Here is a 14,819-nt window from a genome sequence, read left to right as displayed (position 1 = left end):
ATGGTCGGTCGACCTGCTCCGCCATCCCACCCATCGCGAACCGAGCTGCGCGGCGGGAGATTCGCGAGCTCTCCCCCTGTCGACCGCGGGCGCGAGGTGCTGCGGAGCGATCCGGGGAGCGTGGGCTCAGCGCCTCATCGCGCGGCGACCGTCTTGCTGCGCTGGCGCGGGGAGCCCTTCGCCTGGCAGCCGGCTTCCGCGGGGGTTTCGTCGAGGACGACGGCGCCGGCGGAGACGCCCAGATCGAGGGAGCCGCTCCAGATCACGGCCGGGCCACCCTGCTGATCGACGACGTCGCGCAGCAGCTTCACGTAAATGTCGCCCTGCGGGACGTCGTGCACGCCGACGGACAGATCGAAGGCGCACTGCTCGCTGCAGCGACCTCCGGCGCCGTCCGGCGCGTCCCGCTCGGTGACCTCGAAGAGGCTGTCGATTCTCTCGACGTGGATCGCGCGCTTCCCACAGCAGTCGAGCATCAAACGGGCATCGGCAAGTCGGAGCGTCGCCCCAGGCTCATCGTACTGCCAGCGCAGCACCTCGGCGCTGCAGTAACCGCCGTCCTCCGCCGCGGCGAGCCGGTGCTCCGGGTTCCTGAACCCCCCCTGCTCGCTGATCTTCGCTTCCTGAACCGCCGCCACCTGGCTGCAGCCACCGGCGCAGAAGGCCCAGACGATCGCGATGGCGGTCCAGATACGGCTCGACACCATGCACTTCTCCATTTCCTCTTGGCTGGCTGGCCAGGGCGGTTCGTCCCAGTTTCGGTGCAATTTTCCAGCCAACTCTCCCCCTGAGCAGTCCGGAGGCTAACCGCGACCGACGCGGTGGGCCAAGGAAGCGGGGCTGCGTGCGCGGTCTCCTTCACCTTCGCTCGCAGCAGGGGCGCGGGAGGGCGCGCAGGAACTACCCACGTCAGACGTGTCGGGACGTAAAAAGTTGTCGGGGAGAGAACGCTTGGCTCAGCCACGATGCGGGCGGCCCTCGATCGGACACACGCCGGATGTCCGGGCCGTGCCCCGCGGCTCGCCCGCGTCAGTTCTTCGCTTCGACGGCCTTGCCGGGCGGAAGAGGATCCCAGCGCAGCGAGTCTCCGAGGAGGTTCGAGATGCGCTTCGGGCGCTGCCCGTCGACGCGCATGACGTAGAGCCCTGGCCCCTCGCCGGAGGTGCGCGTGGAGAAGAACGCCACGAGCCGCCCATCGGGGCTGCAGGCCGGGTACCCGTTCCTGCCCTGATTCTGGGTCAACCGCACGAGGCCGCCGCCCGTCTCCCCCGAGGCGACGAGATCGGTGTTCTTTCCCACGCCGACGGCATAGACGGCCTTCACGCCGTCGGGGTGGTTGCAGAACGTGGGCGCCGAGGCGAAGAGCCCGTCCGGAGAGATCGCCTTGCCGCCGACGTAGATGCGCTGCCCGTACCTGCCCTCGCCGGAGAAGGCGAGCTTGCCGGTCGGCGTGAACACCGGGTGGAGCGCCATCTCCACCTCGGACGCCGGCTTGATGCTCTGGAGATCGGGCCCGGAGAACAGCTTGATCGTCGACCCCACCCCGACGCTGAGGGCGACCTGGGCGCGATCCTTCGAGAACGCGATCCCGTAGACCGAGCCCTTCACGGGCAGCGGGAGCGGGCCGCCGGCGGGCGTGAAGACCTTGTACTCGTCGCCCTTCACGCTCGCCGCGTAGTGGAGCTGCTCGTTCTTCCCGAACGCAGGGGCGATGGCGGTCTGGTCGGGCGGCGAGACGGCCTTGGCGTCATGGCCGTCGGCGTCGATCGTGAAGACGCGTCGCAGCGAGCCCGAGCCCGAGGCGAACGTCATGTGGCTGGCGAAACCGCCGTTCTGGCCGGTGAGGGCGCCGATCAGCTGGTCGGCCACCCGGTGCGACTCGAAGCGCACGTCGCGGAGCGGCACGATGAACTTCTTGTCGAACACCGGAGCCTGCCCGCGGTTCACCAGGAACGCCTGGCCGACGAGCTCGACCTTGTCAGCGGCGACCTTCTTGCCGCTCACGCTCACGACCGCCTCGACCCCCTTCGCGGACCACGCCTTCACATCCACCGGGCTGTCGGAGAGGTACAGGCCGTCGGGCGCGGCGCTGTCGGGTAGCACCTCGAACTCGCCGCACAGCTCGAGATCGCGCCGGACCACGCTGTGGATCGTCACGTCCTCGGGGTCCGATACGAGCGACGGCAGGACGCCGATCTTCGGGAGCGGGCGCGTCGCGCCGGCCACGACCGTGATGTGGCCGAGCAGCTCATCCGGGTTGGGCGGCGCCGCCGAGGAGGCCGGCGCCTGCGCAGGAGCAGGGGGAGTGGCGAGCGCGGCGGCGGCGAGCGCCAGGACGCCGAGGGCGTATCGAGCTAGTCGCATGTGGTCTCTCTACAGACGAACGTGACGCTGACCTGCTTCTGCCCGAGGTTGGGATAGTTCTCGGGCGGCGGCGGCAGCGACTGCCCCTTCGCTGCCTCGAGGGTCGCCTGCGCGGCGGCGTCGAAGGCGGGATTCCCGCTCGGCGTCAGCGTGTAGCTCACCATCTGCCCGTCCGACAGGACGATCACCGCGCGCGGCTTGTGCTTCGTGAGCTCCTCCGGCGGGAGCCCCGAGCCGTTCACGCGGAACCTGCTCGAGAACCAGCCCGCGATGCGGGCCAGGTACAGATCCACCGCGCGCGCCTTGAGGGGATCGGTCTCGGTCCCCTCCTTCACGCCGTCCTCGTGGCCCTCCTGGTCGACGTTGGCGGCCGGGGCAGCGTCGGTCTTCGGATCGAGCTCGGTGTCGACCTGCTTCGCGATCTCGGCGTCGGGCGGCGGCGGCGGGGTGCCCGCGTCGGCGATCTTGACCTCCGGGGGCGGGATGTCCGCCTCGGTCTTGCCCGCGCTCGGCGACACGAACGCCTTCTGCTCGACGCGCGGCTTGGGCGTCTGGCGCACCCACCGGTCGGGCAGCTTCATCTTGTCGCGCTTGCCGCCCAGCTTGAGCAGCGGCGTGTCCATGTCGAGCACCGGCACGACCTTCACCGGGACGCTCGGCCCCTTGTCGATCTCGGGCGCCGCCGCGGGCACGGCGAGATCGGCCAGGCTGACCGCGACGGCGGCCCCCGCTTGCACGGCCAAAGCCACCGCGAGGGCGAGCGCGATGTCCCGCGGGCGGAAGTCGCTCGCCGGCCGGCGCTGACCCGGCGGCGTCCTCGGTCCGGGCGCGCGCGCCGCAGCCGTGCTCACGGCGCCGATCCCCCCGGCCGAGGCGCTGCTCCCCCGGGCCGCGGCGCCGATCCCCCGGGCGGCGGCGGCGCGCCCTCCGGCTCGATCTCCGGCTGGACGAGGAGGTTCAGCCCCTCGACCCCGGCGGCCCGGGCGGCGGCGACGACCCGCGCCACGGCGCCGTAGCGGGCGTCCTTGTCGGCGCGGATGTAGAGCTCTTTCTCCTTCTGCACGCGCCCGTTCGAGGCGAGCACGCCCTCGATGTCGGCGGTCGCGTCGTCCTCGCCGAAGAGGATCTTCTCTTCCTTCGTGACGGTCACGACGAGCTTCGTGTCCTTCGTCGGCGCCTCCTCGGCGGAGACGTTGGGCAGCTCGACCCGGAGCCCTGCCGTGAGCAGCGGGGCCGTGACCATGAACACCACGAGGAGCACGAGCATCACGTCCACGAGCGGCGTGACGTTGATGTCGCTGAAACCGCCGCCGCCCCGCCGCCTGCGCCCTCCACCGACCGACATGCCCATGATCGGCCCTGCCCCTCAGCCCTTCGGCATCACCGGCGTGGGCCGGTCGCTCGACCGCTGGAGCGCCAGCGGGATGGACTCCTGCATCCCCCGCGCGGAGAGCGACGCGATCTCCACCCAGCCCTCGCTCGCGGCCTCGAGCGCGGCGAGCAGGTCGTCGATGCGCTTGTTGATCCCGTTGTAGGCGATGACCGCGGGGATCGCGGCGAACAGCCCGATCGCGGTCGCGATGAGCGCCTCGCCGATGGCCGGGGCGACGACGGGCAGCGACGCGCTCTTCTGCTGACCGATGCGGAGGAACGCGTCCATGATCCCGTAGACCGTGCCGAACAGGCCGATGAACGGCGACGCCGCCGCGATCGACGAGAGCGTCGGCATGAGCGCGCTCGCGCGCTGCGTCTCGGTCACGATCGCCCGCTTCGCGATCGAGTCGAGGAGCCGGCTCGTCCCGACGCGGCGGCTGAGCTCCATCACGACGCGGGCGCCGGGCGCGTCCGCGTGCCGCTGCGCGAGCGCGAACAGCTGATCGGGCGAGTGGGCGTGCGCCGACTCCTGCTCGAACCGCGCCTGCTGCGAGGCGAGCCGCGCGAGCTGGAGGACCTTGAGCACGGCGATCACCCAGACCAGGATCGCCGCGAAGATCAGCAGCCAGACGACGAGGAAGACGGGACCGGAGGCGTGAAGGACCAGGGAGACGGGATCGAGCTTGATCGGGACCGCCGTCGCCGGCTCAGGGGCGCTTTGCAAGAAGGCCATTTCGATCTCTTCGGGTCAGGGAGTCGGCTCGTCAGGGTTCCGCACGCGCGGCCCCGTTCGGTGGAGTTTGCGGCCGCGGCCCCCTCTCTCGCCTGGAAGCGCGGCCGTGGCCCTCTTCAATATCGCCCAGCGCCGCACGCGGCGCGGCGCTCAGTCCGCAAGCAGGATGTCGACCTTCCGGTCGCGCGCCCAGCCCTCTTCGTCCGTGCCGGTCGCCTCGAACTCGCCCTTCGACGAGGTCGCGATGCGGCCCTGCTCGAGGCCCTTCTTACCGAGGTACTCCGCGACGCTGCCGGCGCGCTTCTGGCCGAGGCCCAGGTTGTACTCCGTCTCGCCCCGGGGGTCGGCGTGGCCGATGAGCTTCATCCCCTTGCCCTTGAGCGGACCCGAGACGAAGCAGCGCGCGAGCGCGTCGAGCACGCCAGCCGCCTCGCCCTCGATCGCCGTCGAGTCGAACGCGAAGCGGGCGGTCGGCAGATCGCCGCAGGCCTTGAGGATCTTGTCGTCGATGCGGATCGATCCGCTCGTCGGCTTCGCGGTGTCCTGCTTCGGGGCAGGCGCGGCGGCGGTCTTCGCCGCCGGAGGGGGCGCGACATCGCTGGCGACATTCGCCGGCGGCTGCGGATCGGAGCCGCAGCCGGCCGCGAAGGCGGCTAGGGGCGCCGAGACCACGAGGATCAACGCAGGCAGTTTTGTCATGGGCATGCCGTTACCACGCCGGGAGGCGCGTTGCAGCATTTTGAGCGCCCGCCGGCGAGCCGGCGCGCCGGGATGACAGGCATTCCGTTAAAGTGCCGCGATGAATCGCCCGATCCAGGCGCGGGAATATTTTGGGCACCAACGGGTTGGCCCACCTCGCGCCCCCCGGGCCATCGGCTCAGCGCTCCTCTCGCTCGGCGCAGCGGCGTCGGTCGCGCTCGCCGCCCCTCACGCGGCGCGGGCCGAGGTGCAGGTGCAGCGCACGTTCTTTCGCCTGCCCTCGTCGAACGGCTTCGGCGCGGTGCTCCTCGATCTGGGCGCGGCGAAGCTCACCCACTTCCGCGAGCGCCTGTTCGCCACGGAGGAGCCGCTCCTCGACGAGCGCGGCGAGGAGGTCTGGATCGGCAACCAGCCGCAGGCCGTACGCACGCGCGATCTGCTCTACGACGCGTACTTCGGGCTGCGCTCCGACGGGCACCAGCGGTGGCTGACCAAGGTCCCCGTCGACCTCGACGCGAGCGGCTACGCCGGCTGGACCGACGGGCAGCGCGGCGGCACGGGCGTCGTCACGATGGTGCAGCGGGTCGGCAACCTCGAGTGCACCCAGTTCTTCTTCGCGCCGCAGGGGCTCCCGCAGGCGGGGTTCGTGATGGCGATGCGGGTCGAGAACCGGGGCGAGCGGCCGGCGGAGGGCGTGTCGGCGTTCTCGCTGCACAATTTCCACCTCGGCTTCGGTCGCCCGGGCGTGATGACCGACATCGGAGAGTCGGGCGAGACCGTCGCCTACGACGCGGGCCAGGGCCGGCGCGACTTCCTCGAGCGCGCCTTCGCCGGCGTGGTGGTCGCGCGCGCTCTCGAGCCCCCCGCGCGCCACGGCGCCTCCAGGGCGGGCAGCCCGCCGGACCTCGACGTCTACCGGATCGTCGCGGACGACGGCGGCGCCGATCTGCCGGACCTCGACGGGGCCGCGCCCACCGCGGACGGCTCTGTGAGCGCGTTCCAGTGGGACCTCGGCAGCATCGGCCCCGGCGAGGCGCGGTGGGTCGGCGTGGCGTTCGCGCACCACGGCGACCCCTCGGGCGCGGCGGACCCGCTCGTGCAGGGCGCCCTCGACGCGTACCTCGGCGCGAAGCGCGCGGCGGAGGTGGTCGCGGACGAGATCGCCGCATACCGCGCGTTCCAGGGCTCGATCCAGGTGCCGCCCTCGGCGTCGCCCGAGGAGACGGCCTTGCTCCGGCAGTCGGCCGTGACGCTCCGAATGGCGCAGTCCCGCGAGAGCCACGCCTTCTTGCGCGAGCACCTGACGCGGGACTTCGAGCCGCGCGCCACGCGCTTCGGCACGACGCTCGGCGGGGCGCCGGCCACGCTGCCGGCCACCATCACCCACCGCGGGCACGGCGCCGTCCTCGCGAGCCTCCCGCCGGGCGAGTGGACGGTCGCCTGGATCCGCGACGGCGCCTACGCCACCGTCGCGATGGCCGCCCTCGGCATGCAGGCGGAGGCGCGCGACGCGCTGCGGTTCTACCTCGACGCGGAGGCAGGGCGCTTCCAGGGCTGGAGCGAGCTCGCGTCGTACGACATGCCGCCGTACCAGATCAGCCTGGTGCGCTACCACGGCTTCGGGGTCGAGGAGACCGACTTCAACGACTTCGGCCCGAACCTGGAGTTCGACGGGTTCGGCCTGTTTCTCTGGGCGCTGCGCCAGTACGAGGAGCTCACCGGGGATACGGGCTTCGTGGACGAGCGCTGGGCCGCCGCGTCAACGAAGGTCGCGGACGCCCTCGTCGCGCTCATCGATCCCGACACGGGGCTCGTCCGGAAGGACTCGTCGATCTGGGAGACCCACTGGAACGGGCGCGAGCGGTCCTTCGCGTACACGAGCATCACCGCGGCGCGCGGCCTGTGCGACGCGGCGGCCATCGCGGAGCGACGGGGTGAGGCCGACCGGGCCGCGGCGTACCGCGGCGCAGCGGAGCGGCTGCGCGCCGCGATCGCCGCGCGGCTCACGGACGCCTCGGGCGCGCTCGCCGCGAGCCAGGAGGAGCTCGCGTCGGGCGCGGGCTACTGGGACGCGGCGGTGCTCGAGGGGATCGCGATGGGCCTGTTCGATCCGCGGGGGCGCATCGCCGCCGCCACGCTCGCCGGGCTCGACGACCACCTGCGCGTCCCCGCGGGCGCCGGGTGGTCCCGGAACGACGATCGCACCGATCACGCCGGCGCGGATGACCTGAGCCCCTGGGGTAGCGAGTACGACAGCGCCGAGTGGGTCGTGACCGACCTGCGCGGCGCTGTCGCGGCGCGGCTCATGGGGGACGTCGCGCGCTCGGACCGGCTGATCCGGTGGGTGCTCGATCAGTCGGCCGCGAACTACCTCGCGATCGCGGAGACCTACGACGAGATCCGCGGCACCTACAAGTTCAACGCGCCCATGGTGGGGTTTGGCGCGGGCGTCTACGCGCTCGCGCTCGCGGCGCGCGACGGGCTCGCCGTCGGTCCAGCGTGCGGCGCGTACTTCGAGGAGAGCGCCGCGAGCGGCAGCGGCGCCGGCGGCGGCCCCCCGAGCAGCGGCGCAGGCGGGGCGGGCGCAGGTGGGGCGAGCGCCAGCGGAGCGGGCGCCGCCGGAGCGGACGCCGCCGGTGGCCGCGACCATGACAGCAACGGCGGCGGCGACAGCAGCGCCGATCTCCGGAAGGACGCCGGCTGCGGCTGCCGCCTCGCGAGCAGCGGCCATGGCGCCGCGCCCTCGGCGCTCGCGGCGGCCGTGGCCGCGGCCGGCCTCACGCGACGGCGCCGGAGAGCGCGGCGCTGACGCTCGCCGAGCGCGCGCCCTCGGCGCGGGCTATTCCTCGCTGGTGTCGGCCTGGCGCTGCGTCTCTGCAGCGGCGGGGGGCGGGGTGTCGGCGACGGCTGCAGCCATCGCGTCGGTGAGCGACATCGGCGGCTGGGCCCGAGACACCTCCTCGGACGCGAGCGAAGGCGACGGCTGACGCTCAGGCCGGGCGCGGGCCCCCGCAGCGGCGGGCGGGCGCACCCCCGCCCCGGAGGCCTCGCGCGCGCCCGTCTCCGGTGCGGCGCGCGGCTGCGGCGCCGCGACGGGCTCGGCGGCGCTGGCCTCGTCCTCGTCGGCCGCTGGCGCGCGCGCGTCGAGCCCGCGCAGCGCCGTCCTCCGGGGGCCGGGCGCCTCGACCGGCACGCTCACCTCGCGCGCGATCTCCCCGGCCCGGGACACGCCGCGCTGCGCTGCAGGCGGCGCGTCATCCCCCGGCGCGCGCGACATCCGGCCGACGATCAGCGTGAGCCCGACGGCGATCACCAGGGCGCCGGCCACGGTCGCCGCCGCGAGGATGCGCACGCGGGCTCGTGATCGCGCCCGTGAGGGCATCGCGACAGGCACGAGCGCGTCGTGGACGCGCATCACATCGCTCACGCTCGGCGCATCGACCCCGACCGGCGCCGTACCCGCAAACGCGGTCGAGGCGGTCGACGCTGCCGACTCCGCGCCCCGGATCGCCTGCGGCGCCGTCTGGCCCACCGCCGCCGGAGCGACCGGGCCGCTGCCCGGCGCGACCGAGGTCGCCGCCGGCGCGCTCGACGTCGTCGTCGCGGCGGGAAGCGTCGCGATGAACGACTTCAGCGCGAGCGACCGGAGATCCATGATCGTCGGGTCATCGTCGCTCCGTGGCACCGAGGGCGCGCTCGATCGCCGGAGCGGCGGCGGAGGCCGGCTCGATCGCCGGCCGGCGCCTCCCGCCGGGGGCGCAGCCGCACCCCTCCCGTGCGCACGGAGCATCGCACCGCCGCAGACGCTGCACTCGAGCGCAGCCCCGCCGCGCGCGTCGCTCGACACCGTGGTGACGATTCCGCAGATTTCGCAGGTAACGTCCATGAGCCCCCCGCAGGCCTCGCAACACGACAGCGGCGAGCGCCCGCCACGCCAAACTGTGATTCAAATTACATCTTGAGTATGGCGCGCGAGGGGCGGCCATGCATGCGGTCTCCGCGCGGCATTTCCGAGAATCGAGCGCGTGACGGCGTTGCACTGCCATCCAGGACGGTCGACGCTGGGCAAGAGCCGTCCTGGACCGAAGGTTTCCCGGGTGGGCGCTTGCGATGCCGGCCTTCAGGCCGCTGTGGTAAGAGCCGCGCTTCGATGTGGTCGGGAGCGGACCACCGGTCCGCTCGACGTGGTCGCGGCTCCCTGCCGGGGGTCACGCTGACATCGGTCTGGGGGCCGCGACCGGTCTCCGAAGCGCCGGGAGGAGTTCGAGAATGGGTCTCAGCGAAACGCTGCTCGATGCGAACAAGAAATCCAAGGTCGTCGCCGACTGTTGCACGCTGGTCGACGAGGAGGTGGCTTCGAAGAGCGGACTCTCCGGCCTGGCGGTCAAGGCCGGCTACGCGGCCGTGAAGGGCATCAAGCCCGGCTTCATCCAGCAGGTGGTCGAGAAGCTGCTGCCCGAGTTCGCCAAGAAGCTCGATCCCATCTGGACCGAGGCCTCGAGCAGCGGGAACCCGAGCTCCTTCTTCACGTCGAACCGCTCGCGGGTCGCCGACGCGCTCCTGAGCATCACCGACGAGAAGGCGAAGTCCTCGTCGAGCGGCGTGGTGCGCGGCACCTACGAGAAGCTGCGCGGCTCAGCGAAGAAGAACGTCGAGGAGGCGGTCCCGCGCCTCGCCCAGCTGATCCAGAAGCACACCGCCTGAGCGGTTCGGCGCAGCAGGCCCGCTTCACGCCGGCCTGCTGCGCGCCGCAGCGAGGCGCCCCCGCGGCCGCGTGCGCGGCGGAGGGCGCCCCTGCGATCGGCTCTCAGCCAGGCTCGCCGAAGCTCCGCGCGAAGAGATCGCGGATCGCGTCGCGGCCGGCGTCGTTGAGATCCTGCGTGCCGATGCCGGCGAAGTTCTCGCAGGTGATGCTCGGCTGCCGCGCCATCTCCCACGCCGAGCCGCTCCAGCGGAACCAGCCGCGCTTCTCCTGATCGTAGACGAACAGCTGCTTCTTCCAGAGGCGCGCGAGCTCCGCGCCCCAGCCGGTGCCGCCGCGCACGGTGCCGTCCTCCTGGAGCGTCCCCACGACGAAGACCTGGCTGGCCGCGTTGATCTGGTGCCAGATCGTCTGGAGGATGTTGCGCACGAGCGGGATCTCGCTCAGCACGCGGCCGAGGCGCCGGGACACGTAGACGAGGCTGAAATCGCCCTTGCGCAGCTCGTCGTCCCCCAGCACGACCACGCCGCGCTGGCGCTCGAGGAGCCGATGGCCCTCGAAGCTGTAGTTCAGCTCCTGCACCCCGTACCGCTCGGCACATGCGCCGAACTCGGCCTCGGCCCCCTTGGCGCCGCCCGAGTGCACGCGGAAGGTCCGCGGGTCCTTCGGCCGCTCCGAGGGGGGGCGCACGTCCTCGTCGATGACGCGCATCGAGTGAGGATCGAGGCGCAGGTGGAGATCGGCGAGAGCCTTGTTGCCGTGGTCCTTCAGCAGCCGCACGCGAACCACGTCGCGCTCCGGCTGCAGGTAGACGACCACGCTGAGGTGCCGCTCGACCCGCTGGAGCGCGGCCGGGAGCTTGCCCGGAGGGCCCGCCTCGTCGACCTGGGCCGCGACCCAGACCTCGGCGGAGCGCTCCTTCGCGAGCTTCCCGAGCGCCTCCATCGCCTGCTCCGACGCGACCGCCACGTCGAAGCCGTCGACGATGATCACGTCGGGCTCGAAGTGGGCGACGCCGCGCGCGAAGGCCACCGTCTCGAGCATCTTCTCGACCCACAGGCGCGCCGCCTCTTCGGGCGCGTCGGCCGACGCCTTCACGTGGCCGAGGTGCGAGTAGATCTGCCGGTGCCGCTCGACCTCGAGCCGGACGGCCTCCGGCTCCTCGAGCCGCATCGACTGCGCGAGATCGTGGAAGATCTCGTCGTAGTACGCGCGGACGTGATCGACCGCGTTCTCGTGCGAGATGTGGAGCACCCGGCGATCCCGGAGCAGATCGTCGAGCGCGATCTGCACGAGCAACGCCGTCTTGCCCACGCCGGGCCGGGAGACGATGACGCCGACGTTGCCGCGACCCAGCCCGCCGTGCATCGACCCCTCGAAGACCCGCATGGGGCTCCGCTCGTTTACCTCTTTGCGGTACATGCCGACCCCCTCACTTGGCCTTCTTCGCCTGCTCTTCCCGGTACTTCTTGATGAGCTCCTCACCAAGCGCCGCCGGAAGAGGAGCATAGCGCGAGAACTCCATCGTGAACTCGGCTTTGCCCTGGGTTGCAGAGCGGAGGACCGTCGAGAAGCCGAACATGTCGGAGAGCGGCACCTCGGCCTCGACGCGGCAGAAGCCGTCCGCCTCGGTCGAACCGACGATGATGCCGCGCCGCTGCATGAGGATGCCGACGATGCCGCCCTGGAACTCGCTCGGCCCCTCGCAGGCGACCTTCATCAGCGGCTCCAGGATCTGCGGGCCGGCCTTGGGGTACGTCTCGCGCCAGGCGCCGCGCGCGGCCTCCTGGAAGGCGATGTCGGACGAGTCCACCGCGTGGGCCGCGCCGTCGTCGAGCGTGACCGACACGCCCGTGACGGGCGCGCCGATGAGCTGCCCCTTGGCGAGCATCGACACGAAGCCCTTCTCGACCGCCGGGATGAACTCGCGCGGGATCGCGCCGCCGACGACCTGGTCGTCGAACCGGAACGGCGCCTCCGCCCACGGCTCGATGAAGCCGCCGACCTTGCCGTACTGGCCGGAGCCGCCGGTCTGCTTCTTGTGCGTGTAGTTGTAGTCGACGCGGCGCGTGATCGTCTCGCGGTAGGCCACGCGCGGCGGGCTCGTGATGACCTCGGCCGAGTACTCGCGCTTCATGCGCTCGATGTAGACGTCCAGGTGGAGCTCACCCATGCCCTGGATGATCGTCTCGCCGCTCTCCGGATCGGCCCCGACGCGGAAGGTCGGGTCCTCCTTGGTGAAGCGGCGCAGCGCCTTCGACATGTTCGCCTGGGACTTGTTGTCCTTGGGCGTCACCGTCAGCGAGATGACCGGGTCGGGCACGTGCATCGACGTCATCGCGACGCTCAGGCCGCCGTCGGTGAACGTGTCCCCGGAGTTGCAGTCGATGCCGAAGATCGCGACGATATCGCCCGCGCTCGCGCCCTCGATGTCCTCCATCTCGTCCGCGTGCATGCGGACGATCCGGCCGACCTTGTGGCGCTTGCCCGTGCGGGTGTTCGTGACCTCTTTCCCGCGGCTCAGGGTGCCCTGGTAGATGCGGATGTACGTGAGCTGGCCGAAGCGGCCGTCCTCCAGCTTGAACGCCAGCGTGACGAGCGGCGCCTCCGGATCGCTCGACAGGACGACCTCGGCCTCGTCCTTGTCGAGATCCACGGCCTTGTTCGTGATGTCGGCTGGCGTCGGGAGGTAGCGGGTCACGCCGTCGAGCAGGACCTGCACCGCCTTGTTCTTGTAGGCCGACCCCATCATCACCGGGACGATCTGGAGCTTCACGGTCGCCTCGCGGATCGTCTTCTGGAGGAGCTCCTCGGTGACGCGCTCCTCGAGGATCGCCTCGGTGAGCTCGTCGGAGTACATCGAGAGCGCGTCGAGCATCTCCTCGCGCGCCGTCTTCACCTCGTCGGCCATCTCGGCCGGGATCTCGCCGGCGACGATCTTCTCGCCGTTCGCCCCCTCGAACCGGTAGGACTTCATCGCGATGAGGTCGACGACCCCCTCGAACTTGTCCTCGAGCCCGATCGGCAGCTGCAGCAGGACCGGGTTCAGGTTGAGCTTCTCGCGCAGCTGCGCGCGGACCCGCAGCGGGTTCGCGCCGGCGCGGTCACACTTGTTCACGAACGCGATGCGCGGGACGCCGTAGCGGCGCATCTGGCGATCGACGGTGAGCGACTGGCTCTGCACGCCGGCGACGGCGCAGAGGACCAGGATCGCCCCGTCGAGCACGCGCATCGCGCGCTCGACCTCGATCGTGAAGTCCACGTGGCCGGGCGTGTCGATCACGTTGATCTGGTGCCCGTTCCAGAAGCAGTGCGTGGCCGCGGACTGGATGGTGATCCCGCGCTCGCGCTCGAGATCCATCGAGTCCATCTTCGCGCCGACGCCGTCCTTGCCCTTGACGTCGTGGATGGCGTGGATTCGCTTGGTGTAAAAGAGGATGCGCTCGGTCAGCGTTGTCTTGCCCGAATCGATGTGGGCGCTGATCCCGATGTTGCGCAGCTTGGACAGTTCGCTGATCACAGAAGGCTCCCCGCCGCGCACCCGTGAGGGCGTGCCCGTGGAGGGCGTGCGGCACGCATCGAACGTCAGCCAGGCGGCGCACTCTTGCGATCGCCCAGTCAGAAATTCGGCGCGGCTCTTAATTCGGCCCCATGGCCAGCGCCAGGGGGAAAATGATCGTACGTGAACATTTCACGCTACTTGGCTTGAATCCTGGAAAGCCCGACCGTCTCGTCCCACTCCGATCCGTAGCCCTCGTAGTGGATGCGGTAGCGCTCTTGACCGACGATGCCGGTGACGACCGCCGGGTACATCTGCCCGTGCCACTCGACGCGGACCCTGTCCCCGATCTTGTAGACGTTGGTCTGCGACGCCTGCAGCCCCTTGCTCCGGACCTTCGGCGGCGGCGGCGGGTGGACGACGTTGCCCTCGACGAGACCGCGGATCCGTTCGCGAGGTACAACTTCGTCCCAGATGTCGTCGTATCCCTGGTAGTGGATCTTGAACTTCGTCGGACCCACGACCTCGATGACCTCGGCCGGGTAGACGTTCCCTTCCCACGTCACGAGGACGTGATCGCCGATGGCGTATTGGCGCTTGCAGCCCCCCAGAACCAGGGCGAGGGCCAGGAGGAGGGCCGCGGCGTGAGCGCGCGCTGCGGGCATACTTCCCGCCCGCCTTACCGTCCTCGCCGACGCCCCGCAAGAGGCTTCGCTCAGGGACGCGCGCGGGTCGGCCGTGGACGGCGCCGGGCCGTTCTGCCGCAAGCCGCGCCAGGCCGTGCCGGGCCGTTCTGCCGCAAGCCGCGCCAGGCCGTGCCGGGCCGTTCTGCAGCACGCCCGCCGCGCCCCATCTCGACGCCCCCCAGGGCGCTGCAGCGGGGCACGAACCCGTGTAGAGAACGCCCATGACCCGAGATGTTCGTCCTGGTACGGGGACCCTCTCCCGCCCGTGCCCGTGCGGCTCGGGGCGTTCGTACCGCGAGTGCTGCGCCCCCTGCCATCTGGGCGATCGCGAGGCGCCCGACGCCGTGGCGCTGATGCGCTCGCGGTACGCCGCGTTCGCGGTCGGAGACACCGCCTACCTCTGGCGGACGCTGCACATGGGCCACCTCGACCGCGGGCGCGACAGGGACCAGGTGCTCCGCGAGCTGAAGGTGACGATCCACCACCACCGGTACCGGGGCCTTCAGATCCTCGACAGCCTGCAGAGCGGCGACTCGGCGTCGGTGCTGTTCCTCGCGAAGATCTTCGAGGCAGGCGTGGATCGCTCGTTCGTCGAGCTGTCCGATTTCCTCCACGACGGCGAGGGCTGGCGCTACCTCCACGGCGTCGCCATCCCGCGCGCCCGCATCAGCGTCCTGCCCGACGAGCTGACGATCGCCCGGTTCTCATCGCTCGCCAGCTGACCGGCCCTCGCCGGCCGACCGGGCGCTCACGCGGCCGGTA

Annotated in this window: 13 protein-coding genes; 3 read left to right on the top strand and 10 right to left on the bottom strand. The window is 71.4% G+C overall.

The features are described from left to right. Positions 1 to 134: 134 nt before the first annotated feature. From WME79_RS03290 to WME79_RS03265, 6 genes are all read right to left on the bottom strand, one after another. A complete protein-coding gene (locus WME79_RS03290) occupies positions 135 to 707 on the bottom strand; it encodes a hypothetical protein (protein WP_437531743.1) in 573 nt (190 codons plus the stop codon). A 322-nt stretch (positions 708 to 1,029) separates the two neighbouring features. Continuing rightward, the gene (locus WME79_RS03285) at positions 1,030 to 2,364 is read right to left on the bottom strand and encodes a tolB protein (protein ID WP_437531740.1); all 1,335 of its coding nucleotides are present in this window, start codon (positions 2,362 to 2,364) and stop codon (positions 1,030 to 1,032) included. Next, positions 2,355 to 3,215: a TonB C-terminal domain-containing protein gene (locus tag WME79_RS03280; RefSeq protein ID WP_437531737.1), complete on the bottom strand. Its 861-nt coding sequence runs from the start codon at positions 3,213 to 3,215 to the stop codon at positions 2,355 to 2,357. The genes WME79_RS03285 and WME79_RS03280 overlap by 10 nt, the downstream gene beginning before the upstream one ends. Beyond that, positions 3,212 to 3,709 carry a biopolymer transporter ExbD gene (locus WME79_RS03275; protein ID WP_437531735.1) on the bottom strand — a complete coding sequence of 166 codons (498 nt, stop codon included), beginning with the start codon at positions 3,707 to 3,709 and terminating at the stop codon, positions 3,212 to 3,214. The genes WME79_RS03280 and WME79_RS03275 overlap by 4 nt, the downstream gene beginning before the upstream one ends. A 21-nt stretch (positions 3,710 to 3,730) precedes the next feature. After that, the gene (locus WME79_RS03270) at positions 3,731 to 4,471 is read right to left on the bottom strand and encodes a MotA/TolQ/ExbB proton channel family protein (protein ID WP_437531733.1); all 741 of its coding nucleotides are present in this window, start codon (positions 4,469 to 4,471) and stop codon (positions 3,731 to 3,733) included. 150 nt (positions 4,472 to 4,621) lie between these two features. Continuing rightward, positions 4,622 to 5,176 carry an OmpA family protein gene (locus WME79_RS03265; RefSeq protein ID WP_437531730.1) on the bottom strand — a complete coding sequence of 185 codons (555 nt, stop codon included), beginning with the start codon at positions 5,174 to 5,176 and terminating at the stop codon, positions 4,622 to 4,624. A gap of 94 nt (positions 5,177 to 5,270) precedes the next feature. Here WME79_RS03265 and WME79_RS03260 point away from each other — a divergent pair, with 94 nt between their 5' ends. Further along, on the top strand, positions 5,271 to 7,979 hold the full coding sequence (locus WME79_RS03260; protein ID WP_437531727.1) for a glycoside hydrolase family 15 protein: 2,709 nt from the start codon (positions 5,271 to 5,273) through the stop codon (positions 7,977 to 7,979). Positions 7,980 to 8,009: 30 nt separating this feature from the next. Here WME79_RS03260 and WME79_RS03255 read toward each other — a convergent pair whose 3' ends face one another. Beyond that, positions 8,010 to 8,825: a hypothetical protein gene (locus WME79_RS03255; protein ID WP_437531724.1), complete on the bottom strand. Its 816-nt coding sequence runs from the start codon at positions 8,823 to 8,825 to the stop codon at positions 8,010 to 8,012. A 614-nt stretch (positions 8,826 to 9,439) separates the two neighbouring features. Here WME79_RS03255 and WME79_RS03250 point away from each other — a divergent pair. Beyond that, entirely contained in the window at positions 9,440 to 9,874 is a 435-nt protein-coding gene (locus tag WME79_RS03250; RefSeq protein ID WP_437531721.1) for a DUF6918 family protein, read from the top strand. 103 nt (positions 9,875 to 9,977) lie between these two features. Here WME79_RS03250 and WME79_RS03245 read toward each other — a convergent pair whose 3' ends face one another. The 3 genes from WME79_RS03245 to WME79_RS03235 form a co-directional block, all read right to left on the bottom strand. Next, positions 9,978 to 11,294, bottom strand: a complete 1,317-nt coding sequence (locus WME79_RS03245) for a hypothetical protein (protein WP_437531719.1) — start codon at positions 11,292 to 11,294, stop codon at positions 9,978 to 9,980. 10 nt (positions 11,295 to 11,304) lie between these two features. Further along, complete coding sequence (gene fusA, locus WME79_RS03240) at positions 11,305 to 13,392, bottom strand: elongation factor G (protein WP_437531716.1); 2,088 nt, start codon at positions 13,390 to 13,392, stop codon at positions 11,305 to 11,307. A 176-nt stretch (positions 13,393 to 13,568) separates the two neighbouring features. Beyond that, on the bottom strand, positions 13,569 to 14,036 hold the full coding sequence (locus tag WME79_RS03235) for a Tudor-knot domain-containing protein (protein ID WP_437531713.1): 468 nt from the start codon (positions 14,034 to 14,036) through the stop codon (positions 13,569 to 13,571). Between the two features lie 242 nt (positions 14,037 to 14,278). Here WME79_RS03235 and WME79_RS03230 point away from each other — a divergent pair, with 242 nt between their 5' ends. Continuing rightward, entirely contained in the window at positions 14,279 to 14,779 is a 501-nt protein-coding gene (locus WME79_RS03230) for a YchJ family protein (RefSeq protein ID WP_437531710.1), read from the top strand. Positions 14,780 to 14,819: the final 40 nt, after the last annotated feature.

The organism is Sorangium sp. So ce726 (genome assembly GCF_051521405.1).
In the GTDB taxonomy this organism is placed as follows: Bacteria; Myxococcota_A; Polyangia; order Polyangiales; family Polyangiaceae; genus Sorangium.
Note: the sequence above shows the minus strand (reverse complement) of the source record. Positions and strands in the feature narration are given on the sequence as shown.

Bases quoted from the DNA above. Each gene is read 5' to 3' on its own strand.
- WME79_RS03250 (WP_437531721.1), top strand. From the start codon at position 9,440: ATGGGTCTCAGCGAAACGCTGCTCGATGCGAACAAGAAATCCAAGGTC.
- WME79_RS03265 (WP_437531730.1), bottom strand. From the start codon at position 5,176: ATGCCCATGACAAAACTGCCTGCGTTGATCCTCGTGGTCTCGGCGCCC.
- WME79_RS03285 (WP_437531740.1), bottom strand. From the start codon at position 2,364: ATGCGACTAGCTCGATACGCCCTCGGCGTCCTGGCGCTCGCCGCCGCC.
- WME79_RS03255 (WP_437531724.1), bottom strand. From the start codon at position 8,825: ATGGATCTCCGGTCGCTCGCGCTGAAGTCGTTCATCGCGACGCTTCCC.
- WME79_RS03245 (WP_437531719.1), bottom strand. From the start codon at position 11,294: ATGTACCGCAAAGAGGTAAACGAGCGGAGCCCCATGCGGGTCTTCGAG.
- WME79_RS03260 (WP_437531727.1), top strand. From the start codon at position 5,271: ATGAATCGCCCGATCCAGGCGCGGGAATATTTTGGGCACCAACGGGTT.
- WME79_RS03290 (WP_437531743.1), bottom strand. From the start codon at position 707: ATGGTGTCGAGCCGTATCTGGACCGCCATCGCGATCGTCTGGGCCTTC.
- WME79_RS03270 (WP_437531733.1), bottom strand. From the start codon at position 4,471: ATGGCCTTCTTGCAAAGCGCCCCTGAGCCGGCGACGGCGGTCCCGATC.
- WME79_RS03230 (WP_437531710.1), top strand. From the start codon at position 14,279: ATGACCCGAGATGTTCGTCCTGGTACGGGGACCCTCTCCCGCCCGTGC.
- WME79_RS03235 (WP_437531713.1), bottom strand. From the start codon at position 14,036: ATGCCCGCAGCGCGCGCTCACGCCGCGGCCCTCCTCCTGGCCCTCGCC.
- WME79_RS03275 (WP_437531735.1), bottom strand. From the start codon at position 3,709: ATGTCGGTCGGTGGAGGGCGCAGGCGGCGGGGCGGCGGCGGTTTCAGC.